Here is a 25,656-nt window from a genome sequence, read left to right on the forward strand (position 1 = left end):
GGCAAAGGCGAACGCTTCGCTTGTGCGCATTCGTCTGCCCTCTTCGCTGGGATTGTGCTTGTTCGTCACTTCTTCGAGCGGATTCAGGATGCCTCTGCGGCATATTGAAGACGCTGCGAATGAAATTGTTACGCATCACTCGGCGCAATAAAGCCCTGCGCGGTCAGACGATGTTTATGGACTACCGATTACCCCCACCACTTTCCCCTCAATTTTATCTATGGGTAATGGGCCGAACAACCTGCTATCATTACTCCGAAACCAATCATCCCCTACCAGATACACGCTGTCTTCGGGAATCCTGATTTCTTCCATGCTCTGTTGTCGGAAATATTTCAACTGATTTTCTATGTTTTTTCGTATGTACTCTTCGAAGTCTTCCCGCTCTAAAGCTTTTTCCAAACTCTCAAGATCATCACCCAGTCGATGTGCTCTTCCGTAAAAAGTTTCAAGCCGTTTGCCGTTAATATAGATCTGTCCTTTTTCCATCTTTATTTTTTCGCCGGGCAGTCCGATAACTCTAGAAATACTGTTTTTGCCAAGATTTTTATTAGTTTCAGGATTTGTGAAGTATACGATATCGCCACGGCTAATCGCTCGATCATGGTAATACTTCAAATCAAGTACAATCTGTCCTTCTAAATCATGATTCCCACGATCCATATTGTCATAGTTATGATGATAAATCATCTGACCGGATTTCAACTCATTGCTGGTCCATGTACTCATCGCTGGCTTGCTTATGGAATCCGTAATGATATCATCTGAACTGCATCCAGCAAATATCAATACCGATACAATAGCGAAAATGACCACTTTCATCATTTCTCACTCCCTTCGATTTCTTATTCCTTATACGAAATCTCAAGGCTAATTATACCTCATCAGCAGCAGAGCACCGGTTGGATAACTCATCCATAAGAAAAGGAACAGGCCTCACTTTTCAGTCTGCTCCTTTATTTATATCACTCACCATTACTCTGAATAGAGGAACATAGAATGTTATTTCGCGCGCCGGTCCCAATCCCATGGAGCAAAACTGGTGAAGGTGAGCGTTTTGACCATAAGCAGCGTAATGGCTGGCACGGCCGTCAGCCCCAGTATAACAGCAATCCGATGTCTCCCTTTACTGGGTTTTATCCGTAACCTTCTTTATGGCTTTGCTGACTTCTTGGTGAACAGATGCCTGATAGAGGTCGGCGTAAGTTTTCGAATCTTTGATGAGATCGTCGCAGAAAGCCGCTACGTCTCTGCCGGTGACTACGAGCACGCCTTTTCCCGAAGCGGCACCTTCTTCAAACAGATCGACAATCCCCGATAGCACCCCCGTTCCTTCCGTTAGCTCCACAGGGCCGACCTTAAAAAGATATTTTTGAATCTCTTTATACACGGTCTGGTAGTCTTGCGGAAGCGCTTTGACACGCGCCACGTGTGCCCGCCACTCTTTTTTGCCCTCGATTATATCTCTTATTCTCATGATATCCTCCTCATTATAGATAGAATGAACGAAAAGAAATAATGATTTACTCACCTAATTTTTTAGCGATATTATTGTTGAGCTGCTTGCGCCACTTGTCGCGAAAAGACTTGGTTCCCTCTTCGCCGGCCAGCGCTGAACAGAAGCCCTGGATATCGTCCCCCAGCACCTCTTGAACGCTCTGACCGTCCGCCGCTGTTTCTTCAAGCAGACCAAGCACACCGTCAAGAATAGGCATGAGGTTGCGGCCCGTGAAATCGGAGTGCGGCCAAAGGTAGGCATTGATCTTTGCCCATGCCGCTTGATAATCAGCCGGCAGCTTTTGGGCACGTGATTCAAAAGCTTTCATTTCCCTCGTCATGTCACTTCCCGTAATTTTTTCCCAAAAATTCATTGTTTCTCCTCCTTTAACTCGTTCAGTTTTGATGATACGAACTCCCATTTTTCCCAGAACGTCCGCAGCTCCTTCAGCCCTGCGTCGTTGATCGCAAAAAACTTCCGCGGCGGTCCCATGTCGGAGGGCTTTTTGGTGATCTCCACCCATTTGTTTTTCTCAAGCCGAGTCAGAATGGTGTACACGGTTCCCTCCACGACATCGGTAAAACCAAGGGCGTTCAGCTGCCGCGTAATTTCATAGCCGTAGGTTTCTTTGCGGCTTATAATTTCGAGGACGCAGCCCTCAAGCACACCTTTGAGCATTTCTGTTAAGTTATCCAGCTCAATCACCCCAAGCTATTCTGTATGACTGGTATAAAGTATTACTTACTTCAGGTATAAAGTATTACTTACTTCAGGTATAAAGTATTACTTACTTCAGGTATAAAGTAACACGCAGTAGTTGGTTTGTCAATCCTATTTGCTCTGCTCTTTTCCGTTTGAGTTTTAAGCTTATGTTTCGCTACAAAACAAAAAGCTGTCCATAAAGACAGCTTTTTGTCATTCCGATTGACTTTCATCCTCCAGAAGGATATCCAGCATCTGCTCGCGGTTGTTCATCATTTTCCGGGTGATAATGTAATGCTCGGTATCCTCGAGTGCGACCAAACGCATTCCTTCCTCATCCAGCTGCCAGATCTCGGCATTCGGATAGGACATTAAGATCGGCGAATGCGTGGCGATGATGAACTGCGACCGCTGGCGCACCAGTTGATGCATGCGCGTCAGCATCGACAGCTGTTTGAGCGGAGACAAAGCTGCCTCCGGTTCATCCATCAGATACAGCCCCCGGCCTCCGAACCGGTGCATGAAAGTTGCAAAGAAGCTTTCCCCATGGGATTGCTCATGAAGCGATTTGCCCCCATACGAGTGCCTGATGGGCGGCCCGCCCCCACCCTCGGCATCCATTTGGTCGATATTCGTTGCAACGTTATAGTAGCTTTCCGCCCGGAAGAAAAAGCCATCCTTGGGGCGGATCACGCCACGGGCCAATCGCATGTAACGGTGCAGCTCCGAGTGGGATGCCTGCGTTTCGAACGTAAAATTCTTGGTTCCTCCCTCTGGATTAAAACCCCAGGCAACCGCCATCGCTTCCAGCAGCGTCGACTTGCCCGATCCATTCTCGCCCACGATAAAGGTAACCGGTTTTTGAAAAGAAAGACTGTAAAAGTCGTGAACGGCCGGCAGACTAAAGGGATAAGAGCGGAAGGAAGGGACCTCTTCCCTTCTCAGCATGATGCTCCTTAAATACAGTGAGCGCGCATCCAGCATAATCAGCCCATCTCCTTTCGGCTTGGGTTCGTTCCTCTCCTTGCAAAAAAAAGGCATCATTTCAATCCATTATGGATTGAATGATGCCTTTTTACAACTTATCCGCTCTAAATTACAGCAGCTCTTTGCGAAGCTGTTCGGCCGATTTAGGCGACAGCATCCCAAACGGAATGTCGAACACGGTTTTGGCGCCTTTATCCCCTTGAGCAGACAACTTCGCTGCCGCACGGGCATAAGCCACCAGTACGCTTGCCGTGAACTCCGGATTGCTGTCCAGCTTCAAGCCGAATTCGATGATCTGCGTGCTGTTCTCGCCGGTACGTCCGCTGCGCAGCACGGTACCGCCATGCGGCATTGCCGAATGGCTTGCCTTCAGCTCTTCTTCGCTAATGAAGTTCACTGTCGTGTCATAGTCGGAGAAGTAGTTAGGCATTTCTTTGATTTCTTTTTCGATGCGTGCTTGGTCCGCGCCTTCTTCGGCTACCACGAAGCACTCGCGCAGATGCTTTTGGCGGGTCGTAAGCTCCGGATTTTCGCCAGAACGCACCTTGGCTACCGCTTCTTCGACCGGAATGGTGTACTGCACGCCGTTCTTCACGCCTTCGACGCGGCGGATCGCGTCCGAGTGACCTTGGCTCACGCCGCGGCCCCAGAAAGTATATTCCTTGCCTTCAGGCAGGATGGCTTCTGCAAGCATGCGATTCAAGGAGAAGAGACCTGGATCCCAGCCCGTGGAAATGACGCTGACATGACCGGCAGCCGAAGCTTCCGCGTCCACCGTCGCAAAATATTCAGGAATACGTGCATGCGTATCAAAGCTGTCAACCGTGTTGAACAGTTTAGCAAACTGAGGACCTTGCTCAGGCAAATCCGTCGCAGAACCTCCGCACAGGATCATCACATCGATTTTGCCGATATATTGTTCAGCTGCGGAAATATGCAGCACCGGTACGCTGGCCTCAACGCCATTCGGCTCGCGGCGGGTGAAGATCGCTTCAAGCTGCATGTCCGGGTTTTGGCGGATTGCCTTCTCCACACCTTTACCCAAGTTTCCGTACCCTACAATACCAACCGTAATTTGTTTCATATAATCCTCCCAAAGCAATCATTATAGTATCTTTTTTTCGTTCTCTATAAAATGAACTCATGTTCTATCTTTCTCTGGTTCATTTTATGTAACTGTCCTCTATTATAAACAGAATTACGCAGACATGCCATCTGGTGTGAGGAAAAGCACAAATTTTTCATCAAAAAATACAGGGACTAGAATGCCCCTGTACCACCGCCGCCACCGCCGCCGCCTCCTCCGCTGCTGTAACTGCTGCCGCTCGAGCTGGAGGAACTCGAGGGACTGAAGCTGAGATGGCTTTGCGTATACTGCATGGACGACAAAATATCTGTGCTGAACAGCAGCGGAACCGCTGCGGCATAAGCAGCCGTGCTGCCCTGCTCATCGGATTTCAGGCGCTTGACATATTTCGGAATCACACCGAGCAGAACCGCATGCTCCGCATCCCGCTCCGCCTGTATGGGATCGGATACCGCGTTCACGCCTTTGCCTTTGCGAAGCTCTTTTCTCCAATCCTTGAGCGCATACCGGAGCTGCAGCGTTCTCCATCTCATCCGGTATTTTGGAATCAGCGCCGCAAACAGGGCTGAACACACGACGAGCAGTACATAATCCCCCACCGCTTCCTCATGAACGATCTGACTTCCAATGATGAAGCAGGCCAGGTGGAAAAGGAGTATCCACAGCTTGGATTGATACTTGACCACAGTCCAAATTCCGCCAAGGCCGAGTAAACCTGCGACCAGAACGATGCTCACCAGGGATGCCACATCCGCGTAATACAGATAAAGCAGCAGCAAATAGTGAATGATTACCGTCACCGGAACGAATATCTTCAGCAGCCCGTTCTTTGTGATCTCTTCTGCATATGGTTCCGTGCTCGCCAGGGATTTGCTCCACTCTTTAAAATGCGCTGCATGCTCAAGAGATCTTTTGCGGTATTTTGCGATTAAATGGTCATCCTGCTTTTCTTTAAAAGTAGGTCCAGCCAGCGAGTCCATGCGGAAGGTCCGCACCCCGTCTTTTTCCACGAACAGCCATTCGACCAGCTTGCGGTCGGCAGCATTCAGCAGCCCCCTGTCCCCTTGGAAGGTGAACAGAAGCGTCGTATCCGGCGCGGTCGGCTCTTCCTGGAACCTTTTGGCGGAAGGAACCTCCTTGACCGTGACGAACCCGCGGCTGCGCAAGGACAGCAGGCCGGCAATGAAGTCCTTTTGCTTCAAACGGCTTTTTCGGATAATGAAGGTTTTCATCAAGGGGTCCAGCTGCTCCAGCTCTTCTTTGGAGACCTGCCTGCGGCTGAGCCATGCCGATATTCTTTTCCAGGACAGCAAATACAGGACGGCGCCTGCAAGAAAGACAACCGACAATACCTGAATGACCTTTCCAGCTTCCGTCATCCTTCCCTCGCGCTGCTCCAGCCGTCCTTCGCGCTTCTGCTCGGCGGCAAGCATCTGTTTCAGGGATACATCCTTATTGCTTACTTTCATTTGGGAGAGCTGGTCCTGAGGGAACAGAATCCTCATTTCCGCGTCACCGTATTCGGAAAGCGTTTCGTTCTCGTAATGAACCGCAGGCTCCCCCTGAGTCGTAATCTTGCCTCCGGTCCGATCATGGAGGAACGCATGCACGTCGGCTTTGTTGTAATCCGATGGCAGGAACACATCCACGCTGACGTGATGAATATCCTGGTTGCTGTTCTCAAAAAAACGGAAGTCCAGCTGTCCCACATCGCTGTATCTTACGGCAGCCTGACTGATGCGGTAGCGGTAGTACACCTGCTTCACTTCGTCTTTGGCGCTGTTGTATATGTAATACGTGTCGTCTTCCCCATCCCATTGAACGTTCAGGCTTTCGAGATTTTCATGGGAAAACTCGCCCAACTTTTTTCCTTGCGGAGGGGTATAGGCCTCAAAAAACTCGATGCCTTTCTTTTCACCCGGGTCGATATATCGGGTCGTCCCCTGGTAGCTGCCATGAAATGTGTACGTAAAAAGCTCTTCCACGTACAAATCCCCGTCAGGCATGACGTATGCTTTCGTGTCGACTTGGTCCATGGAGAAGCTTTTTTTGTCGCCGCAGCCAGCCAGAACCAATATAAAAACAAGACCGACCACCACCAGCATCCATTTCTTCATCCACTCACTCCTATCCTCATGCTCTAAGTTGAATGTCTCTCTACGTAAATTAAATCCGTTGTGTTCTCTTTAATATTAACAAATGCTGCCTATGGTGAATCAAGAGGATATGGTACCAAAATAAGGCCAAACTCAAAGCAGTAGCCTGTGTCATGCAAAAGAATCCCCTCGCCCTGATGAAAACGTATACATGGCGAAGGGGCAAGGCTTGGAATGTTAGCCTGCAGCTGTATTCCAACCCATTCACGGGATCAGCTCACGATGAATCTTAGGCACTCGGTCATAGGTGGGCAGTCTTCTCATTTCCTGCTTCCTGTCGGTAATCTCGTATACCGGAGGCCCTGAACGGCTGCTGATCCCCGGATCCGGTCCAATAGACCGCTGCAAGCAGGCAAGAAAATCCGAGTCCTACATGATCATCACAGCCATTACAAAAAACCGCTGTCAGCGCGGCGCCGGCCCGCTTTGAAGCCGGGCGGAACGCTCGCATGACAGCGGCTCTTCGCTTGAAACGACTATGAATTGAAATGCGGTATGAATTGGCGTGGCACAGGGTCGACCGGATGAAAGCCGGTGGACGTCTCAAACTGCATGTGATGAGAAAAGGGCTCCAGCAGCAGCTGGCCTGGAGCAAGTGCAGGCTCCTCCCGGGGCATGCCCTGTCGGTCGAAACAAACGGACAATATCGTTACATACTCCTCCTGACCGCTCTCCAGATTGGCCATCGTATCCCTGGCATGGACCAGAACGGTCGTCAGCGGCAGCAGCGCAAACAGCTCGCGGGCAATCCGGAACACGGAGCCGCATACGTACTTCAGCTCCAGTTCATGATATTCCCCGGGACTGAAACGGGTACGGATCACGCTGCCTTCGTCCGTCAGCCGCTTAGATTCATTCGGTATGATTCCGCCTAAATTAACGTCGAGTTCGACCTCGACGTTTTCAGCATCCAGAACGCTAAATTCCATGCCGCTGCCGAGCGAAAGCAAATCTTCAATTGGAGCAAGCTCCTCCAGAACCCGAAGATACGCCGTCCGGTTTCCCTCCAGAATATCCTGCGCAAAAGCGGTCAACGACTTCCATCCTGCATATTCCTGCCGGTCTTTATCCCTCGCTGATTCCAGCCTTTCCTCCATCTCTTGCTTTATTATGGCCTCCTGCTTGAGCAGCTTCTGCATCCGAGTCGGCTTATATTCAGTGTACTCTGCCTCTATCTGCCTTTCATGCGGCCCCTGTTCCCCCCGAACGAATGGTGCGGGCATTGCAGCGATCTCCTCCCAGGAAACCGGCTTCCCGCAAATATAGTGGATCGTTTCAATCCACGCCAGCTCATTCTCATACCACTCAGCTTCGAATGCTGCTTTTTCAGCCTCGGTCCAGTCCGCCCCATTCCGATGTTGGGAGCTTTTCTTCGCAATCAGCTCCTGCCGCTTCAAGCAGACGTCGCTCTGAATGTGCCGTTCGCGGAAAGGCTTCATGAATATATCGTATCCCATATCATTCTTCTCCTCATAAACATCCATGAATAGATCACAGATAATAGGTCAAAAATACTAGTGTTATGTAGGTAAATTTCGCCATCTCCTCCGAAATTCCTTCATAAATCCTCTGAATATTCAAAGAAATCGCTGGCTTGAGCTTAACTTCGTTCTTAATCATAGGAATTAAACCCAAAAAGAGAAGCCTAATCTGTTATAGGCTTCTCTTTTTGGGATCATGCTCCATTTTCGTCTTATAAGGCTAGTAGCTCGCGTATTTCCTTCTCCGAAAGGGCGGTCTGAACTTCCTCACCAGGCTCCATCACCTCGCGGATCAGATCCTTTTTACGCTGCTGAAGCTCAAGCATCTTCTCTTCGACCGTACCTTTGGTGACAAGCCGGATGACCTGAACGACATTCTTCTGGCCCATCCGGTGGGCGCGTCCGGCCGCCTGCTCCTCCACCGCCGGGTTCCACCACAGATCATACAATATGACCGTGTCAGCCCCAGTCAGGTTCAGCCCCGTTCCACCGGCCTTTAGCGAGATCAGAAACACGTCGTGCTCTCCGCTGTTAAACCGGCTGCAGATGTCCACCCGTTCTTTTGCCGGCGTCTGTCCATCCAGATAAAAGACAGGGATTCCCAGCTTCCCAAGCTCGCTGCGGATGATACGCAGCATGCTGGTAAATTGGGAAAAGATCAGCATCCGCCGGCCGCTCTCCAGGCAATCCTGCGCTACCTCAAGCAGCTGCTGCAGCTTCCCGGATTCCCCTTCGTAGCCGTCAACGAACAGGACAGGATGACAGCACAATTGCCGCAATCGTGTAATGCCCGCCAATATTTTCATCCGGCTGCGCTGGAAGCCCTCGAACTCCAGATCGCGTATCGTTTCTTCCTTGAATTCCTCGAGATAAGCGGCATAGAGCTTCTTCTGGTCACGAGTAAGCTCCGACTGCTGCACGGTTTCGATCCGTTCAGGCAATTCTTCCAGCACGTCCGCCCGCAGCCTGCGCAAAATGAAGGGCTGCACGATTCGAGCAACCCGGTCGCGGCTGAGACCGCGAAAATTTTTCAAACCGTCAAACAGCCCCGGGAAGACCGCGTCGAAAATCGACCAAAGCTCGTCCACCGAATTCTCAATAGGCGTTCCGGTAAGCGCAAACCTGCGCCCGGCCGAGATTTCCCTCACCGCCTGCGCCGTCTGGGTCGATGAATTTTTGATGGCTTGGGCTTCATCCAGCACTAATGTACTGAAATTGATTTCCCTATAGATGCGGATGTCTTTCCGCAGGGAAGGATAGGAAGTGATGATGACGTCCGCATCGAAATCGGGAGTGCTTTCTTCATCGGCCCCTTCCGGATCCAGCTCGGCCTCCGCCATGCGCAGAAGCATATCGTTCCGCTCCTTTTTGGCTCCGAGTGCGACCTGCACGTTAAGGGACGGCGCAAATCTCTGAAACTCATTCTCCCAGTTATACACGAGCGAAGCCGGGGCCACGATCAGGACAGGCTGCCGCACGGACTGCTCCCGGGCTTCCGACAGGATGTAGGCGATGCTCTGAAGCGTTTTGCCAAGGCCCATATCATCCGCCAATATGCCGCCGAAGCGGTAGGAACCAAGCGTCTTCAGCCACTGGAAGCCCTCCATCTGATAATCGCGCAGCACGGAGGACAGCTCTCCCGGAACGGGGAACTCCCCTTGCTCGGGACGCAGCATGTGATCGAGCAGGCCCCGGAGGGATCTGCCGAGCTGGAGACTGCCGCTGTCTTTATCCCGAAGCTGGAGACCCCTGAATACCGGAAGCTGCATGCGGCCGCCCGTGACGTCTCCTTTTCTCATTCCCAGCTCATCATACAGCTCGCCGAACAGCTGATAAGCCTCTCCCTCGAGCGAAAGGTAAGAGCCTTCGGGCAGCCTGTAATATTTCTTCTTCTCAACGATGCTGAGCAGAATCTTGCGGATGTCTTTGTCGCTGATCCCGTCCAGCTCAAACGTAATTTCAAGCCAATTGGTCGTCTGGTCGGTATCCGCCTTGATTTTGGGAGCCTTGCGACCCGTATGCATCATCTGCTTGACGCCGTCCGTGGCGTACACATCTACCCAGGATTCCAGTCGGGGAAGCAGATGATAGAGCACATCGTACACGCTGTCCTCCTCCGACAGGTCCAGCGACCACTCCTTGTCCAGCCGGATAAAATCGCTCCCGTTCAGCACGTCCAGCAGCCTTTTCTCCTTCTCCGTATCCCGGACGAGAATCAGGTCGCTGTCTTTGCGCGCTTCCCAATCGTCAGCCAGCGCATCGATGATGATGCCCCCATACCCGAACTCAACCCTGGCATAGAGCGCCGTTTCGTCCCGGTCGAGATAGAGCTTGGCGGACAGCGAGGGCTGGACGATGCGATCGCGTATCGCCGAATCAACCGATACCCTGCCGATTTTACGCAGCCCGGGGACCACCCTTTCCATGAGCGCATCCATTTGATGCGGGGATACCTGAATCTTCGTGTGGTCATTGCGGTACAGCAGCGATTTCATTTCTGACAGCAGAAACAGCTCGGATTCCGGGAGAAGGTACACCTTCCCTTCCAAAACGGCGCACTGATAGGCATCCATCACCATGACCCTTTTCAATCCCCGAATTTCCAGGCCGTAACCGTCACCGCTGCCGCTGCTGATATCAAACGTGACCGGAAGCCGCTCATCGGATGCCTCCATCGCGACCGGTTCTCCCAAATCCCGTTCGAGCAGCGCGCCTGCTGCGATCAAGCGGGGAAGCAGCGACTCCCACGCCAGAGGAGGCACCGTCAAAAGCCGCTGATTGCCTGATGTAGCGTAGCCCGCATAGAATCTTCCCGTATCATCGTAAGCGAATTCGCTGCCTGCAATCCGAAGCAGCTGCTCGATGACCGCCCAATCCTCGTCGCGAAAGGTCTGTAGGCTTGGATCGTACGTAAAGAGCTTGGTGAAGGGAAGCGGCCTTCCTTCCTCGATATGCAGCAGCAGCTGACGGATGTTTTGTACGACATACAACCGCTTCTGACCGACTTTCATTTCAATTCTGAATTTCGGGTCCGGCAGAAATTCGTCCGTTATTTTGCAGACGAATTCGACGCTCAGCGTCTCCTTCAGAGCGCTTGCGAGCCGCTGCCCCGCCTTGATCCGTCCCAGATCAGCCGCCTTGTCGAACAGCTCAATCAGGCCGCCAGCGAGCCGGATATCGCGTGAGGTAATACCTGGGGTCGGAAGGGGTATCACTTCGCCTTGGCGCGGGTTCAATGCTTCTCCCCCGTTCTTTTCTTCCTCCAGCATCTGAAGCAGCACAGCCGCGATATGCTTGCAGTAGGGATAATACCCGCCGTAACCCGCGCATTCGCATTCCGCGCTGAAATCCGCTCCGTCGACGTCGACATGGACGTGGAAGACTTCTTGGTCTTGGACGACAGCCAAGCTGCAGCGATTGTCCTCATCTCGCTCCATGACCATCACTTGGCCCTGCTCCATCATCGTCTCTCCGCGTTTAAAGCCTGTGACCCCGCACAGGTTCTTGATTCGCTCTGCAGTAAATGCCAGCATGAATGAATGTATCCTTTCCGAAAAGCCATATTCGTCTATCCAATATACCATAAAAAGCACGGATAAAGCGAAAAATAGAGAACGGCTGTTCTCTATTTCATGGTTGCTTCGCTGTCTCTTTAATCAGGCGGAAAACGGAGGAAAGAGCATCCGGATGCTTATTATTTTGCATGGCATCCACGAATTGCAGACGATTGCTATATACTTCATTCACCTCATGAACCAAAGAAGCTGCGTCCAGTCCCTCCTCATCCAATACCCGGCAGTACCCGGATTTCTCGAACGAACGCGCATTCAGGATTTGATCTCCCCTGCTCTGCTGCCGGGTCAGCGGTATGAGCAGCATCGGCTTGTGCAGCGCCAGAAACTCAAAGATGGAATTGGATCCGGCGCGTGAAATGACCATATCCGACATGGCCAGTACATCCGGCAGCTGTTCGTTTATGTATTCGTATTGCCGGTATCCGGGCACGTTGAAGCTGGAATCCACTTGGCCCTTACCACATAGATGGACAATCTGGAAGCGGGCTGTGAGAACCGGAAGCGCTGCTCTTACGGATTCGTTGATTTTACGGGCGCCAAGACTGCCTCCCATGATCAGCAGCACCGGTTTGCCCGGCTGGAAACCGCAATAACTTCTGCCTCTAGAGGCATTTCCCTGTTGCAGCTCCTTGCGAATGACGGCGCCTACATAATGCGTCTTGTCCTTGCTCATTTGTTCGGCAGTCTCCGGAAAAGTCGTGCAAACGGCTGATGCCATCGGAATGGAAATCCGGTTGGCGAGGCCCGGCGTAATATCCGATTCATGGATGATGACAGGCACTTTGTTCAGCCACGCTCCAATGACCACCGGCACCGAAACAAATCCGCCTTTCGAAAACAGAACCTGCGGTTTCCTTTTCCGGATCAGAAGGTAAGCTTGCCATACACCCTTCGCGATTTTAAAAGGATCCTTCACATTCTGGATATCCAGATACCTCCGCAGCTTACCTGTGGAAATCGGGAAATAATCCACACCCTGAACCTTCCCTACCAATTCTCTTTCGATTCCGCCGGCCGAGCCGATGTAATCCACGGACCAGCCCTCCTGCAAAAATTGCGGCATCAGAGCCAGATTCACAGTCACATGGCCCGCAGACCCGCCCCCGGTAAACATAACCTTCTTCATATGTACCTCCCGCTCAAGCGCTCTGTTGCTATTGTATTATACCGCGGGATTTTATATAAGCGTAATCGCCCCCGTTTCTCCTTGGCATGATCAGTGACCTCTTGCGTTCCGGCAGCAAACCGTTTAAAATGTACGTAACTTTTGTATTGAAGGAGGTGAGGTAGCAGTGGCACAACATTTTTCGAACAACCGGATTCATCAGCTTCCGATGATCATTTCCGGCATTTTTTACAATGTCGCAAATCACGGGATACGTCTGTCTATTTTTAAATATCCGATGGTTCTAAAAAAATGTGAAATGCCGCTCCTACCTTAACTTCAACGGAACATTTGCGTTGAACGTTCAGCCGCAGGGTCATTTCCCTGCGGCTTTTTTCTATGGGTCCGGCATCTATGGAGGAATTCAAGATGATGATTCAATGCAAAAACGTACAAAAATACCACGGCGCCCAGCTGGTGCTGTCGGATATCAGCTTCGAGATCGGGCGCGGGGAGAAAGCCGCCCTGATCGGCCGCAACGGCAGCGGCAAAACGACCTTGTTCCAGCTTCTGAAGGGAAATGATGTTCCGGATCTAGGAAATATCGCCGTCCAAAAGGGCGCGAAAATCGGCTTGCTCGCCCAGATTCCGGGTGCCGCCGCCGAGGAGACGGTATACGATGTGCTGCTGCGTCCATTTGCCGACGTGCTCCAGTGTCAGCAGCGCTTGCGTACCTTGGAAGCCCTGATGTCCGATCCCGGGGAAAGCGGCGATACCGAGGCGCTTGCACGCTGGCTTGAGGAGTACGGCAAGCTCCAGGAGCGGTTTGAACAGTCAGGCGGCTACGAGGTTGAAGCATCGATCGCAAAGGTTGCAGGCGGTCTCGGGATCCCTGCCCAGCAATTTACGCATCCCTTCGCCTCCCTTTCCGGCGGAGAGAAGACCAAAGTCGGGCTTGCCGTCCTCCTGCTGGAAAAACCAGACGTCCTGCTGCTGGATGAGCCGACGAACCATTTGGATTTGGGGGCCATTGAGTGGCTGGAACAATTTTTAGCAGAATATGCGGGGACCATCCTCGCCATCTCCCATGACCGCTACTTCCTGGACCGGCTTGTCACGAAAGTCATCGAAATCGAAGACGGCGAAGCCTTCGTATACCATACGAATTACAGCGGCTATCAAAAAGAAAAGGAAGAGCGGCTGCTCCTGCAGTTTGCGCATTATCAAGAGCAGCAAAAGAAGATCAAGCAAATGCAGGAGAGCATCAAACAGCTGATTCAATGGGGAAACGAAGCCAATCCGCCGAATGCCGGCTTCCACCGCAGGGCTGCCTCGATGCAAAAAGCGCTCGACCGCATGGTCAAACTGAAACGGCCCGTGCTCGAGCGCAAAAAGATGAACCTTCATCTACAACAGAGTGACCGTTCGGGCAAGCAAGTGCTGATCCTCGATCAGGTTGGCAAAGCCTTCGGGGATCGCCGTCTGTTTCACGGCCTGAATGGGCTTCTCCGGTACGGTGAAACGGTCATGCTTCTAGGGCCGAACGGCTGCGGCAAAAGCACCCTTCTGCACATGATCCTGGGTAGCGAGGACGTATCTGAAGGGACCATCGCGCTGGGCTCGCGTGTTTCCGTCGGCTATTTGGCACAGCAGGAGAATCCCGGGAACACGCGCCAAACGGTGCTCCAGTTTTACCGTGAGCAGGCTCAGATCGAAGAGGGTGAAGCACGGGGCAAGCTGGCTCGCTTTTTGTTTTATGGAGCTGATGTGTTTAAGAGCATCTCCAGCCTGTCCGGGGGTGAATGGACGCGGCTGCGATTTGCCGTTTTAATGGAACAGAAGCCGAATCTGCTGATCCTCGACGAACCGACCAACCATTTGGACATCGATTCCAGGGAAGTGCTTGAAGAAGCGCTGGAGGATTTCGCAGGAACCGTTCTTTCCGTTTCCCACGACCGCTATTTCATTAACCGCCTGGCGGATACGATCTGGAGTCTGGAACCCCATACGCTTCGGGCAGTTACCGGGGGATTCGATGCATACAGGGCACGTTCCATTGTAGACAAAGCGAAGGTAACGGCGGATTCACTGAAGCCGACTACCGCTCCTGATTCGACTCCCGCTAAATCGCGTGCTCCCCTTCCGAGAGCCGTCTCGTGGGAAGCTGAAATCCAAAACGTGGAACGCGCTCTTCAAGAGCTTGAAGAGCAAATGACGAATCCTGAGATTGCTTGCGATGCGGGCAAGCTTGCCGAGCTGCACGGTGAAAGCGAGCAATTAAAGGCACAGCTGCAGCAGCTCTATGAGGCATGGATGGACTCCGTACAGTAAGACACCAGCCCGTTCTCCTTGGGCTTTCGTTCATATTCCAGCAAAGAACCCCCGGCCAATTAGGCCGGGGGTTCAAGTATATATGCATTCAACCGATGTATGTTATTCCTGGGACTCTTCCCCCGAAGCTTCAGGAGCTGCTTCCTCCTCGGAAGTCGTCTCGCCTTCTGCTTCCGCAACGGCGCGTGGAGCGATCACGTGAGCGACCAGTTCTTCCGGTGAAGCGGTCAATGTTACACCTTCAGGCAGCTTGATGTCTGCAGCAACCAGCTTATCGCCCATATTCAAGTGGCTAACGTCCACTTCAATGGATGAAGGCAGGTTCGCAGGAAGTGCTTCAACCTCAAGCTCTGTTTCCAAATGCTGAATGATGCCGCCGGATTTCGTACCTTCCGGAGTACCTTGAAATTCGATTGGCACGCGAACTTTCAGCGGTTTATTGGCGGAAATTTGCAAGAAGTCGACATGGCTCCAAGCCCCGCCCTTTTTCTGGAAATCTTTAATGATGACGTTGAAATCGGAGGAGCCCTCCACTTGAAGCTTGAACATCTCCGTACGTCCCGTTCTGGCTACCTTCGCGAGTTCCTTGGCATCTACGCTGAGCGGGATGCTTTCGGTCTGGGACCCGTATACGACGGCGGGAATACGACCGCTTTCTCTAATGCTGCGCAAGCTCGAATGTTTGGTGTCGGTTCTTCGTTCTGCTGTAAGTGAATGAGATGACATCTTGAATAACCTCCTTTGATAGTTGCTGTCTATGGGCCGCAAGTTAGACGGCATATCTATGTATTACCCAATCCGGCATTGATACAAACGTTTTTCCGTAAGAAGTATTCCCCATAAAGCTTTTTTGTACGCAAAAAAACCTGCCGCGGTTGTCCTGCAGCAGGTTTTTTCGATTCAATAATCGGAGTTTGCGTATATGAGGCCCGGTTAATCAATCATCGTAAAATCGTCAAAATGAAAGCCCGGAGACACGACGCAGGATACCAGAATCGGTTCATCGCCAAGAGGACGCGCCTCTTGCCATACATTGGCCGGAACGAGAGCCTGAGGTACCTGTCCTTTCTCCAAATCCATGCCGAGAATGATCTCGGTACGCTCGCCCGGCTGATCGTCGTCACCGCCGAGGACTAGCAGCAGCGGACTGCCGGAATGCCACATCCATAATTCGTCCGAGTAGACCCGGTGCCATTTGGAGAATTCATGCGGATGCAGCAGGAAATAGATGGACGTCGCTGCCGGACGGGGGCCGGAATATTTCGGGTCAAGCACATCCTTCGGAATTTCGAACGAAGCTTCCCACAGCCTTTTGTACCAGCCGCCCTCAGGATGAGGCTGCAGGTCGAGTTTTTTTACCCAAGGGGACAACAATGCTTCTGTCATGCTTTCTGCCTTCTTTCTTCGGTCGGGATTCCGTCAAAAATCCTCGTGTAAGTAACCCTGTTCACAGGGAATCTGCCATTTACTTTAACAAACGGGTACAAGCTTGTAAATGATTGAATGAAGCTATTGTTTAAAGGCTTTCGCTGTCCATATCATGATGCCCGTTTAAACCCCGATTGGTACCAGCTAATTTCCGGTTATCCGCTGCCGCTTTCCGGATTCAGGGTCAGAGACCCGTTTGCTTTCCTTCCCGAACAGCATCGTCCAGCGCTTATCGCCGCCATACGAGGGCCAGTCCAGGTGTTCCGTGGACGGACTGCCACTTTTGGCGAATGCCGCCCAGGCATCCTGCATGATTATGGCAACAGCTTCAGCCCCCGGATCAATAGGCAGGCCGGCTGACGCCAGCAGCCCGAGATTCCCGAGCACGAACGGGATCTCGGCAGAATGGAAGGCCGTTCCCAATACACGGTGTCCAGGAACCAAAGCGAAATCGAAGCGGTACATCCATACGGGTGCGTATTTCCGCTGTGCTTCGGCAAACTTCAGTGCCGATCTCCAGAAATAGAGCTCGGTCATTGCCTGGCGCTGGCCGTCCACGGTCTCCGGATAATCCCTGATCCATGTCGCCGCTTCAGGCTCTCCCGTTACCGCCGCATACGCCTTGGCATTCTTGTCTCCGGACAATAGCGGCATGCCGTCCTGTATAAAGAGCGCCCCCTCCTCACGGTTGGTACCAATGATGACTTCGATGCCTGCAGCGGAGCCTCGGGCAACGCACTCCAGCGGATCGAGCGGGAGTTCCTTCCCGTCGATGACGGGCTGAAACAGCATGATCGCGCTGGCTCCTGCAGCCTGTTTCAACTTGTTCCCCGCCGTTAGGATGTCTTCCGTCTTCAAAGAAGGTAACGTATCCAGGTTATCCTGGGAAACGCCGAGCGAATCCAGCAGCTTTCGTGCGAGATAGCTTCCTTGCTCGCTTGATATCGCCTGGGAAGCTCCGCTTTGCATAATGGCACGGCCGAACAGTCCCTTGGCCGCCGGCATGGCAAGCAGGGCCGCGATGCTCATGCTGCCCGCCGATTCCCCAAAAACCGTCACCTGCCGTGGATCGCCTCCGAATGATTCAATGTTGTTCTGAACCCATTCCAGCGCGGCGATCTGATCCAGCAGACCCGCATTGCTTACATATCCGTCCTCGCTTCCGTCCGAATAAGTTCCCATATGCGTGAAACCAAGCGCACCGAGCCGGTAGCTGATCGAGACGACGATCAGACCACCCCGGCGTGCAAGCTGCGATCCGTCGTAGATCGGCAGCCCGCCGCCTCCCGTTACGAATGCGCCGCCATGAATCCATACCATGACCGGCAAAGGCTTGTCCGTCACCGCATCAGGCGCCCAGACGTTCAAATACAAGCAGTCCTCGGACTGCGGAATTTCGCCGCGTTTCAGGCCAAATATCCCTCCGGAAGGGTCAACCGGCTGGGGGGCAAGAGGCCCGGAAACATCGGCTTGGCGAATGCCATTCCATGGCTGTGCCGGCAACGGTCTGCGGAAACGGCGTTTACCGATCGGAGGCTCGGCATAAGGAATTCCCTTCCAGGCACGAACGCCAGGCTGCCTGATCCCTTGCAGTAACCCCTGTTGTGTACGAATAACGAGCTCGTCCAATATGTAAACATCCTCTCTGTCTTCGGTTGTTCTCCCATTTTAACATTAAATAAAATGTAAACCCAAGCGCTGGTGCACCGGGCTTCGCGCCGCTTCACCCGGCCGTCCAATTGAAAAAGGAACCTGCTCCGGGCAGGTTCCCTTGGGCTCACTTTTATTGATTTACCAACGCTCACCTGTCTTCCTAAGCAGACAATAAGCCGATTCCACTTCTTGCATCAGCCTTTGGGCGGCACCTTGCGGGTCAGCCTCGGCCGTAACCGCCGAAATGACGGCGATGCCATCCGCCCCGGCTTGGATGACCTCTTGAACGCAATAGCAGTTAATTCCCCCGATCCCGACAAGAGGCAGCGTCACGTGCCCCGCTCTAATCTCGCGGATGGGTGCCGTCCCCCTAGCCGCACGGGCATCCGCCTTAGAAACGGTCGGATAAATCGGGCCGACGCCGATATAATCCGCATCCGCCTCTGCCGCCAGCAACGCTTCTTCCGCTGAATGGACCGATATCCCCAATATTCTGTTTCCGATCCGGTCTCTTACGGATCGTGCCGATTCATCTTCCTGTCCGACATGGACCCCGTCGGCATCCACCGCCAGCGCCAGGTCAACGTCATCATTGACGATAAACGGAATGCCGTATCTGCGGCACACCGCTTGGATCCGTTTGGCGAGTTCTTCCTTCTCGCCCCCCGTCTTTGCGTCCCTCCCCTTCTCCCGGAACTGCACCAACGTTGCCCCGCCCCGGATGGCCGCCTCCGCAACCAAGGCGGGATCATCATTGCAATCGGTGCTTCCCAGAACAACGTAAAGCCGCAGCGCATCCTTCAGCCGTTCTGTATTCATACGGCTCATCGCAAGGCCCCCTGTCTTCTGCGGTTGTATGCCCAGTGATTCGTGGGCCCGCATCCGCCGCCGATAGCAAGCGTATCCTCAATGGCCGCCTGAATATATTCCCGGGCCGTACGAACCGCCATGGCGACCGGCATGCCCTTGGCGAGTCCTGCCGTAATGGCCGCCGAGAAGGTGCAGCCTGTCCCATGGGTGTGTTTTGTCGTTATTCTCGGACATGAAAGCAGGGTGAAGGATTGGCCGTCGTACATCAAATCTACCGCGTCGTCCGTTGCCGGATCATGTCCCCCCTTGATGACGACGACCCCCGCTCCGTATTCCGAGATTTTCAAGGCTGCCTCCCGGCGATCCTCCATCGTCAGAATCTGCATGCCTGCGAGCACCTCTGCCTCGGGGATATTGGGCGTTACGACCATAGCCAGCGGAAGTAACCTGCGTTTTAGAGCGGATACGGCGTCTTGGCGCAAGAGCTCGGCTCCACCTTTCGCCACCATTACAGGATCTACCACGACATTCTTCGATCCGAAAGCACGGATTTGATCTGCGGCTGCCTCAATGATGTCCGCGCTCAGCAGCATTCCCGTCTTGATCGCATCGATCCCGAGATCCGTATGAACGGCGCGCATCTGCTCTGCCACTGCATCCGCCGGCAAGGGATACAGGGCTTGAACGCCGAGTGTATTCTGGACCGTTACAGCCGTGATGGCCGACATGCCGAACACGCCCAGCTCCTGAAACGTTTTGATATCTGCCTGAATTCCCGCTCCTCCGCTGCTGTCGGAGCCCGCCACCGTCAACGCCTTGACCGTGCTCATTGCAGAAACCCTCTTCCGGCCAATGCTCTGTGGCAGATGATCGACTCATCCATAACCGGGAATTGATCCATTTCGGCTAAAGCGTCCAAAAAAGCCGTCTGGAAACTCCCCGGGCCGCGGTGCCCGGCCGCAGCGTACGCACGGTCTGCAGCCGCTCCATAGAAGGCCAAAGCCGCAGCGCCCGCCGTCAATAAATCAGGCTCTACCGCCGCAAAAGCCCCCATCACGGAAGTCAGCAGGCAGCCCGTCCCGGTGACCCGGGTCATGATCGGGTGGCCGCCGCGGATCACGTAACCCTTCGTACCGTCCGTAATGACATCTTCTTTGCCCGTTATGGCAACCACGGTACCGATGCGGTTGGCAGCCCGCGCCGCCAAATCGACAGGCGCCTCGTCTTCCGCCTCATCGGCATCCACGCCTTTGATGACCGCTGCCTCGCCGATCAAATGCGCGATCTCTGCAGCGTTGCCGCGAACTATGGAGACGCGTACCTCCCGCATAATTTCGAGCGCCGACTTCGTCCGGAACAAGGTCGCGCCCGCCCCAACAGGATCGAGAAGCACCGGGACACCGTGCAGATTGGCTGAACGTCCCGCGAGGATTGCCGACTCGACCATTTCCGTGCTGAGCGTCCCCAGATTAAGCACCAAAGCCCCTGCCATCTTCGCCATATCCGCAGCCTCTTCGCGGGCATATGCCATCACGGGGGAAGCGCCGATCGCCAGCAGTCCGTTCGCCGTAAAATTCGTCACCACCACATTTGTCATATTATGTACAAGCGGCCGCCGCTGCCGGATCCTTTGCGGAAGATGCTCCATATCGGTCATCATGAGCGCACCTCCTCAGCCTGCGCCATGCCGACCGGCCATTTTTCAAGGGTATATGCCATGTTCCAGAACTTATATTCCAGCTGGCAGCTTTTCACAAAATACTCCGTCAGCCGGCTTTTTCGCGCAGGAGACAACAACTCAGCCCCATCATCAAGCAGGAGGCGAAGCTGCTCCGTCACGCCGAATTCCCGGTCTCCATAAAAATGCATCCAATCATAAAACGGATGGCTCCGTTCCGGCCTGATTTCCTCCAGCAATCGCTGCCCGATCTCCGCGTACGTCCATGGGCATGGAAGCAGGGCGGCAACAATATCCTGGAGCGTTCCCTCGTGCGCAACATTCAGCATATGCCGGATATAATGGTCGGCGGAAGGGGCTAATGAATATCCCTGCATCTGTTCGTAGTTCACACCGGCCACCTTACAAAAGTTATGATGTGGATGAGTCTCGCTGCGGAGAACAAACGAGATCTGTTCATTGAAAAGCGCCATGGCAGAACGGCTGTCGCATTTGGAGATTGCGATTCCGTAAATCCGGATAAAAGCATTCAGGTACTCGAAATCCTGCTTGACGTAATGAATCAGCTGTTCTTTCCCCAGCGTTCCTTCGGCAATTCCCCGCACAAACGGATGATCAAATATCGCGTTAAATATCGGATCTGCCACACTTCTGAGTTCCTCGGTAAAACGGTACATATCAGGACACCTCCGCCTCGATTTGGATGAAATCCGAAAGAGAGCCAAGGTTGGTCGAAAGAGGCAATTTTGCTTGGAGAAACGCAGCATTGAATCATGTTCCAATACGGCAATCAGGGGAGCATTTCGGGCCACGGCATTTGCGTATCAAAAAAGCCGCCCCGAAATGGAGCGGCTTATCAAGTCATGTTGAAATCATCATCCATCCATACATGAGAAGGCCGTCTCCACTTCCCTACGCCGGTATGATCCGGATCAGGTTCAAAGGGTCCAAGCATCCTTGTCTCAGCCGCCTACGCGCGGCTCCCCCAGTGGATTTCGTATGAAGTTTGTATACACGTCTTACTTTAGCCCGCCTCGTGCACCCTTGTCAAATCCCGTTTCAAAACTGCGCTTGTCAGCTGATCATTTTGGACGGATCCGCACCGCTTCGTATTTGTACCTTAACGGTATTTTGACTATGGCTTAGGTCGATGAACCGATCCTGCTCCACGTCCTTCGCTTCCCACTCGTTCAAACGCACGATAAAGCCAAGTCTTTTCATGGATGCAGGAACTGTTATCGAAGCAACCGCTCTGCCGTGCTCTACCCGTTCAAAATCCACCTGGTGCTCGCCGAGTCCCGTACCCCAGACCCACAGATTCCAGCCGTCGTAATTGCCGTCGGGCCGCTCATATTGAAACTCCACGCGTTTGGCTGGCCGAGGTATACCCCCGACTTCTTCATAGAGCACCATCATGGTCAAGCCGGGAACATTCACGGTTTCCTCATTGAGCGATTCGAGCGCTGCATTTCCGGCACGCTCCCCATTTACAGCTATCTTCCAACCGGTAAGGGAAAAGGGGATCTCCATCCGGATTTCATGCCTGTTGGCATTGTAAATGACGATAATATTTTTCCATGCGTCGCCGTTCGCACAATTCTGCAGCATGTACGCCACTGTGTTGTCCTGGCAGCGGAGCACCTTCAAATGCTTCTCGATCTGTTCCCTTGATGTCATGCGAAAGGCCGGATGGCTGCTCCGGAGCTGGATCAGGCCGCGATAATAGTCAAAGACCGGCTTGAATCTCCGCTTGTTCTGCCAGCGGATCGCATTGATCGCATCGCCGCTGCGATAGCTGTTATGGTCGCCGTATTTGGTGCGGAGCAGCTCCTCGCCAGCCTGGATCAGGGGAATACCTTGGGAGGTAAGCACGATGCCATTGGCCAAAATGGCCCTTTTCACGGTTTCGCTGTTCATGATATGGTCGCTATTCACGCTTCGGTACGGTTCGGTATGCTCCACCGCTTCCCGCAGGATGCCTCCCCCGGCAAGCTTACCGTCCCGAATCTCCTGGAATCCCGCCTCACCCTGTAGCCCTTGCGTAAGCAGCACTTTATCCCATAGATTCAAATTATCATGCACGGTGACATAGTTGATCGATTCGGACGGAGCATCGGCAAAATCATGCACGGCGCCCTTGATCCCTTCGAGTATCGCGCCTTCGAGCCCGGGCTGGCCTGTCGCAAAGCCAAGGCCCGCGCCGTCGCTGTCGCCTTTAATGGCGCCCCGGAAGTGGTCGTTGAAAACCGCATACCCCCGATTTCTTTGAGCCCCCTTCAAGGTTTGCTGCTTCAAAGGCGTCGCCCCGCCGGTCCAGGGCTCACCGTAGACGAGAATCGTGGGATCTACCTCGCGGTGCAGCATCTCCGTAATTTGGGCCATCGTATCGGTATCGATAAGTCCCATCAAATCAAAGCGAAAGCCGTCAATGTGATATTCCTGCGCCCAATACTTAACCGAATCCACAATATATTTTCTTACCATTGGACGCTCTGTCGCCAGCTCGTTCCCCACGCCGGAACCGTTGGAAAGTCTCCCCTCTCCATCCCGCCGGTAAAAATAACCCGGTACGATGGGATCGAAAGGGCCGTTCTCCACGCTGTAGGTATGATTGTATACCACATCCATGATAACGCGTATGCCCTGGCGGTGCAGGGCCATGATCATTTCCTTGAACTCCAGAATCCGGACTCCGGGGAGCTGCGGGTCAGTCGCGTAGGAACCCTCCGGAACATTGAAATGCTGCGGATCATATCCCCAGTTATATTCCGGTTCGACCGTATCCGGATGATCCGCCTGGAGCTCGTTGACCGTTGCAAAATCGAATACCGGCAGCAGGTGGACATGTGTGACGCCCAGCTCCTTCAAGTGGTCGATGCCTACCGCATTGCCGTCCCTGTCTTTCAGTCCCGTTTCGGTAAACGCTTTAAATTTGCCTTTGTGCTTAAAGCCCGCATCGGGATCAGCCGAAAAGTCCCGCACATGCAGCTCATACAATACGGCATCCTGCGGTCCCTTCAGAGCCGGCCGCCGGTCCTTCTCCCAGCCTGGAGGACTCCAGTACTGCATATCTATAATGGCCGACCTGGCCCCGTTCGCGCTTACGGCCCTTGAATACGGGTCAGCTGCATAACGGATGCTTCCATCCGGACCTTCGATTTTGTACATGTAATATCGTCCGGCAAGATCCCCGTAATAACGCAAAAACCACACGCCATCCTTGAGACTTTTCATAACGATTTCCATACCGCCCGTGTGGTCAGCAACCTTTCCGCTTGGGTCATAGCTCCCCGCATTTTCGTAGAGGGCCAGAGTTACCTTCACGGCATCGGGAGCCCACAGCCTAAAGGCGCTTTCCGTTCTGGTATAATTGCAGCCGAGATCATCGCCTGCGTAATATGCGTTAAATTCATTCATGATTTATACACCACCATATTTATGACATTCGATGTATGCACATCACATCCTATGTGTCTTTGTTGCCATTTGCTAGGGTTTATATGCGTTATATCGGCCCAAATTCATGCTTGCTGAATAGCAAAGGGCTTGTCCGCTCAGGAAAATTAAGGCCGGGATCCAAATCGATGCCTAATAGATTCATAGTATAATCCAGGTGATTTTATGCGGGGAGATTCGGCAAGGTTAAAATGCTTTGCTGCACTGGTTTTCGCCTTCCTGACAGCTTTAGGAAGTTCAGCAGCCTGGAAGCCGTACCCCCGCAGGGCAAAAGAAAAGGCGTGCCGGATATGAGCATCCGCACGCCTTTTCTCGCTGTAGCTATTCCTCAAGAAACTTCTCATATTGCTCTGCGCTGAGCAGTGCGGCAAGCTGTTCATCCAGATCGCCCTGCACTTCGATCTCTGCCATCCATCCGCCTTCATAAGGTTCGTTATTCACCAGTTCCGGTTCATCGGTGAGCTGCGAGTTGATTTTCGTGATTTGACCGCCGACAGGACTGAACAGGTCCGACACGGTTTTGACGGATTCAATCGTCCCGATGCTCTCCTCGGCTTTGACTTCCGCACCTTCCTCGGGCAGCTCCACAAATACGATATCGCCCAGCTGATGCTGTGCAAAATCACTGATGCCGATGCGCACGACATTTCCACTTACCTTTTCAACCCATTCATGGTCCTTGCTGTACCAACGGTTTTCCTTCACATTGCTCATTCTTTTCAACTCTCCTTTGATTAATGTAATCATCTGGCGATATTCGATGAATGATGAAGAGCGGGCCTTTATTCGGTGTCTGACGGTGGCTGTTTGGCTTCTTTCGCTTTTCTGCGGCGCTGCTCCACCAGCTCCTTGGTCAGCTTGCGGCCGGTTGGTGTCGCGGCCAAGCCGCCCTTACCGGTTTCCCGGTGCTTGGTCGGCATGGCGCTCCCCACTTCCAGCATGACCCCGATGACTTCATCGGCCGGTATGACGCTGCCCACGCCGGCAAGGGCCATATCGGCAGCAGCCAGCGCGGTCACGGATCCAAGGCCGTTTCGCACGATGCAGGGAATTTCCACGAGCCCGGCTACGGGATCGCAGATCAGGCCCAGACAGTTTTTCAAGGCAAGGCCGACGGCGTGAACGGCCTGCTGCGCGGATCCCCCTCTGAGCTCCACCATGGCCCCGGCAGCCATCCCGATCGCCGAGCCGACTTCCGCCTGGCAGCCCCCTTCGGCGCCGGAAATCGACGCGTTGTTGGCGATCACGTAACCGATGGCCCCGGCGGCAAATAAACCGCGAACCATCCGGTCATCGTCCCAGCCAAAGCGTTCCTGCGTGCTCACGAATACGCCGGGAATAATTCCGCAGGAGCCAGCCGTCGGCGTGGCGATGATTCTGCCCATGGAGGCGTTCACCTCGGAGACGGCCAGCGCATAAGCCATGGCCGCAGCGGAAGCTCCGCCGAGCAGCGGTTCACTCTGCCGCATGTAGTCCGCCACCTTCTTGGCATCGCCGCCGGTCAGACCGCTGCGGGATTTGGTATTGCCTGTCAGCCCTTTCTGAACGGCTTCCTTCATAACCTGATAGTACTCCGCCATCTGCCGGAACACATCGTCCTCCGGGATGCCCGTTTCCTTCGCTTGGTCCTCGAGCATCACTTCGGCAATCGTTTTATTCTCTTCCCGGCATATGTCTGCCAGCTGTTCCAGCGTTTCGAATCTCATAGG

22 protein-coding genes and 1 riboswitch are annotated in these 25,656 nt (G+C 53.3%); of the genes, 2 read left to right on the top strand and 20 right to left on the bottom strand.

Annotated elements, in window-relative coordinates; genetic code table 11:
• Positions 1–174: 174 nt before the first annotated feature.
• The 10 genes from lepB to ACTHPM_RS10980 all read right to left on the bottom strand — a co-directional run bounded on the left by lepB (position 175) and on the right by ACTHPM_RS10980 (position 12,612).
• The gene (lepB, locus tag ACTHPM_RS10935; protein WP_440395191.1) at positions 175–822 is read right to left on the bottom strand and encodes a signal peptidase I; all 648 of its coding nucleotides are present in this window, start codon (positions 820–822) and stop codon (positions 175–177) included.
• Between the two features lie 304 nt (positions 823–1,126).
• The gene (locus tag ACTHPM_RS10940; RefSeq protein ID WP_440395192.1) at positions 1,127–1,477 is read right to left on the bottom strand and encodes a DUF1048 domain-containing protein; all 351 of its coding nucleotides are present in this window, start codon (positions 1,475–1,477) and stop codon (positions 1,127–1,129) included.
• Between the two features lie 46 nt (positions 1,478–1,523).
• Positions 1,524–1,871 (bottom strand): DUF1048 domain-containing protein, encoded by a 348-nt coding sequence (locus ACTHPM_RS10945; protein WP_440395193.1) that lies wholly within the window; start codon positions 1,869–1,871, stop codon positions 1,524–1,526.
• Complete coding sequence (locus tag ACTHPM_RS10950; RefSeq protein WP_440395194.1) at positions 1,868–2,176, bottom strand: PadR family transcriptional regulator; 309 nt, start codon at positions 2,174–2,176, stop codon at positions 1,868–1,870. The genes ACTHPM_RS10945 and ACTHPM_RS10950 overlap by 4 nt, the downstream gene beginning before the upstream one ends.
• 237 nt (positions 2,177–2,413) lie before the next feature.
• On the bottom strand, positions 2,414–3,184 hold the full coding sequence (locus ACTHPM_RS10955; protein WP_440395195.1) for an AAA family ATPase: 771 nt from the start codon (positions 3,182–3,184) through the stop codon (positions 2,414–2,416).
• Positions 3,185–3,296: 112 nt separating this feature from the next.
• Positions 3,297–4,271 (bottom strand): diaminopimelate dehydrogenase, encoded by a 975-nt coding sequence (locus ACTHPM_RS10960; RefSeq protein ID WP_440395196.1) that lies wholly within the window; start codon positions 4,269–4,271, stop codon positions 3,297–3,299.
• Between the two features lie 176 nt (positions 4,272–4,447).
• On the bottom strand, positions 4,448–6,391 hold the full coding sequence (locus ACTHPM_RS10965) for a DUF2207 domain-containing protein (RefSeq protein ID WP_440395197.1): 1,944 nt from the start codon (positions 6,389–6,391) through the stop codon (positions 4,448–4,450).
• Positions 6,392–6,906: 515 nt separating this feature from the next.
• A complete protein-coding gene (locus tag ACTHPM_RS10970; protein ID WP_440395198.1) occupies positions 6,907–7,887 on the bottom strand; it encodes a hypothetical protein in 981 nt (326 codons plus the stop codon).
• 236 nt (positions 7,888–8,123) lie between these two features.
• Complete coding sequence (locus ACTHPM_RS10975) at positions 8,124–11,444, bottom strand: DEAD/DEAH box helicase (RefSeq protein ID WP_440395199.1); 3,321 nt, start codon at positions 11,442–11,444, stop codon at positions 8,124–8,126.
• Positions 11,445–11,541: 97 nt separating this feature from the next.
• Entirely contained in the window at positions 11,542–12,612 is a 1,071-nt protein-coding gene (locus ACTHPM_RS10980; RefSeq protein ID WP_440395200.1) for an undecaprenyldiphospho-muramoylpentapeptide beta-N-acetylglucosaminyltransferase, read from the bottom strand.
• 166 nt (positions 12,613–12,778) lie between these two features.
• Between ACTHPM_RS10980 and ACTHPM_RS10985 the strand changes: the two genes are divergently transcribed.
• Both ACTHPM_RS10985 and abc-f read left to right on the top strand, forming a co-directional pair.
• Positions 12,779–12,928, top strand: a complete 150-nt coding sequence (locus tag ACTHPM_RS10985) for an RAxF-45 family protein (protein WP_440395201.1) — start codon at positions 12,779–12,781, stop codon at positions 12,926–12,928.
• A 92-nt stretch (positions 12,929–13,020) separates the two neighbouring features.
• On the top strand, positions 13,021–14,922 hold the full coding sequence (abc-f, locus tag ACTHPM_RS10990; RefSeq protein ID WP_440395202.1) for a ribosomal protection-like ABC-F family protein: 1,902 nt from the start codon (positions 13,021–13,023) through the stop codon (positions 14,920–14,922).
• Positions 14,923–15,024: 102 nt separating this feature from the next.
• Here the strand turns inward: abc-f and ACTHPM_RS10995 are convergent, their stop codons facing one another.
• The 10 genes from ACTHPM_RS10995 to sdaAA form a co-directional block, all read right to left on the bottom strand.
• The gene (locus ACTHPM_RS10995) at positions 15,025–15,648 is read right to left on the bottom strand and encodes a 50S ribosomal protein L25 (protein WP_440395203.1); all 624 of its coding nucleotides are present in this window, start codon (positions 15,646–15,648) and stop codon (positions 15,025–15,027) included.
• 207 nt (positions 15,649–15,855) lie between these two features.
• Entirely contained in the window at positions 15,856–16,308 is a 453-nt protein-coding gene (locus ACTHPM_RS11000) for a cupin domain-containing protein (RefSeq protein ID WP_440395204.1), read from the bottom strand.
• Between the two features lie 186 nt (positions 16,309–16,494).
• Positions 16,495–17,979, bottom strand: a complete 1,485-nt coding sequence (locus ACTHPM_RS11005; protein WP_440395205.1) for a carboxylesterase/lipase family protein — start codon at positions 17,977–17,979, stop codon at positions 16,495–16,497.
• Positions 17,980–18,141: 162 nt separating this feature from the next.
• Positions 18,142–18,831, bottom strand: coding sequence for a thiamine phosphate synthase (gene thiE, locus ACTHPM_RS11010; RefSeq protein WP_440395206.1), 690 nt, complete (start codon positions 18,829–18,831; stop codon positions 18,142–18,144).
• Positions 18,828–19,643, bottom strand: a complete 816-nt coding sequence (gene thiD, locus ACTHPM_RS11015; RefSeq protein WP_440395207.1) for a bifunctional hydroxymethylpyrimidine kinase/phosphomethylpyrimidine kinase — start codon at positions 19,641–19,643, stop codon at positions 18,828–18,830. The genes thiE and thiD overlap by 4 nt, the downstream gene beginning before the upstream one ends.
• Entirely contained in the window at positions 19,640–20,470 is an 831-nt protein-coding gene (gene thiM, locus ACTHPM_RS11020; protein WP_440395413.1) for a hydroxyethylthiazole kinase, read from the bottom strand. The genes thiD and thiM overlap by 4 nt, the downstream gene beginning before the upstream one ends.
• On the bottom strand, positions 20,470–21,168 hold the full coding sequence (tenA, locus tag ACTHPM_RS11025; RefSeq protein WP_440395208.1) for a thiaminase II: 699 nt from the start codon (positions 21,166–21,168) through the stop codon (positions 20,470–20,472). Before tenA ends, thiM begins: the two co-directional genes overlap by 1 nt.
• 215 nt (positions 21,169–21,383) lie before the next feature.
• Positions 21,384–21,488, bottom strand: a riboswitch (TPP riboswitch).
• 77 nt (positions 21,489–21,565) lie between these two features.
• Positions 21,566–23,908, bottom strand: a complete 2,343-nt coding sequence (gene pulA / locus ACTHPM_RS11030; RefSeq protein WP_440395209.1) for a type I pullulanase — start codon at positions 23,906–23,908, stop codon at positions 21,566–21,568.
• A 360-nt stretch (positions 23,909–24,268) separates the two neighbouring features.
• Positions 24,269–24,661: a glycine cleavage system protein GcvH gene (gene gcvH / locus ACTHPM_RS11035; protein ID WP_440395210.1), complete on the bottom strand. Its 393-nt coding sequence runs from the start codon at positions 24,659–24,661 to the stop codon at positions 24,269–24,271.
• A 68-nt stretch (positions 24,662–24,729) separates the two neighbouring features.
• On the bottom strand, positions 24,730–25,653 hold the full coding sequence (gene sdaAA, locus ACTHPM_RS11040) for an L-serine ammonia-lyase, iron-sulfur-dependent, subunit alpha (RefSeq protein ID WP_440395211.1): 924 nt from the start codon (positions 25,651–25,653) through the stop codon (positions 24,730–24,732).
• Between the last annotated feature and the right edge of the window lie 3 nt (positions 25,654–25,656).

This window comes from Paenibacillus sp. SAFN-054 (assembly GCF_051966755.1).
GTDB lineage: Bacteria > Bacillota > Bacilli > Paenibacillales > Paenibacillaceae > Paenibacillus_AQ.